The sequence below is a fragment of the Streptomyces sp. UH6 genome (genome assembly GCF_013421635.1).
Lineage (GTDB): Bacteria > Actinomycetota > Actinomycetes > Streptomycetales > Streptomycetaceae > Streptomyces > Streptomyces abyssomicinicus.
In genome coordinates this window covers 1-1,008 of the sequence record NZ_JACADT010001458.1, presented here as the reverse complement: position 1 = coordinate 1,008, position 1,008 = coordinate 1, and the positions used below count along the sequence as shown (strand labels likewise).

The following is a 1,008-nucleotide window of genomic DNA, read 5'->3' as shown; positions in this document are numbered from 1 at the left end:
CCTCCCGCGGGGGGCGGGCGCCGGAGCGCCCGTTCCTGATCACCACCCAGCCGAGCGTCGCCGACCCGAGCCGCGCGCCCGAGGGCAAGCACGTCTTCTGGGCCTACGGTCACGTCCCCAACGGCTGGACCGGCGACCTCACCGACGCGATCGAACGCCAACTGGAGCGGTTCGCCCCCGGCTTCCGCGACCGGGTCCTCGCCCGCGCGATCAGCGGCCCCGCCGAGCTCGCCGCCCGCAACGCCAACTACGTCGGCGGCGACATCGCCTGCGGCGCCGCCTCGGGCCTGAGCCTGATACTGCGGCCCGGCATCACGCTCCACCCGTACCGGACCCGGCACTCGGCGGTCTACCTGTGCTCCTCCGCGACCCCGCCCGGACCCGGCGTCCACGGCATGTCCGGTCACAACGCCGCCAAGGCGGTGTGGCGCGAGCTGAGGGGGAACCACCGATGAGCGGGACCACCCGGATCACCCTGGTCCAGGGCGACATCACCCGGCAGTCCGTCGACGCCGTGGTCAACGCCGCCAACTCCTCCCTGCTGGGCGGCGGAGGCGTCGACGGCGCCATCCACCGCCGGGGCGGACCGGAGATCCTCGCGGAGTGCCGCGCCCTGCGCGCCTCCCACTACGGCCGCGGCCTGCCCACCGGACAGGCCGTCGCGACGACCGCGGGGCGGCTGGACGCCCGGTGGGTGATCCACACGGTGGGGCCGGTGTACCAGGGTTCCTCCGGCGACCCGTCGCTGCTCGCCTCCTGCTACCGCGAGTCGCTCCGGGTCGCCGACGAGCTGGGTGCCCGCACGGTGGCGTTCCCCGCGGTCTCGGCCGGCGCGTACGGGTGGCCGCTGGGGGACGCCGCGCGCATCGCGGTGGAGACGGTGCGCGAGACCGGGACCGCGGTCGAGGAGGTCAGGTTCGTCCTGTTCGACGCGCAGGCGTTCGCGGCCTTCGCCGAGCAGGTCCCCCAGGGCTGATCGCCCGGCCGTGTCGCGGCGGCGGCGGCGCG

Annotated in this window: 1 protein-coding gene and 1 pseudogene; both read left to right on the top strand. The window is 75.8% G+C overall.

The window, feature by feature from the left end; genetic code table 11:
- Window positions 1–455, top strand: a pseudogene (locus HW445_RS32585) (NAD(P)/FAD-dependent oxidoreductase); the annotation flags it as partial.
- Entirely contained in the window at window positions 452–976 is a 525-nt protein-coding gene (locus HW445_RS32580; RefSeq protein WP_180224337.1) for an O-acetyl-ADP-ribose deacetylase, read from the top strand. The pseudogene HW445_RS32585 and the gene HW445_RS32580, both read left to right, overlap by 4 nt.
- Window positions 977–1,008: the final 32 nt, after the last annotated feature.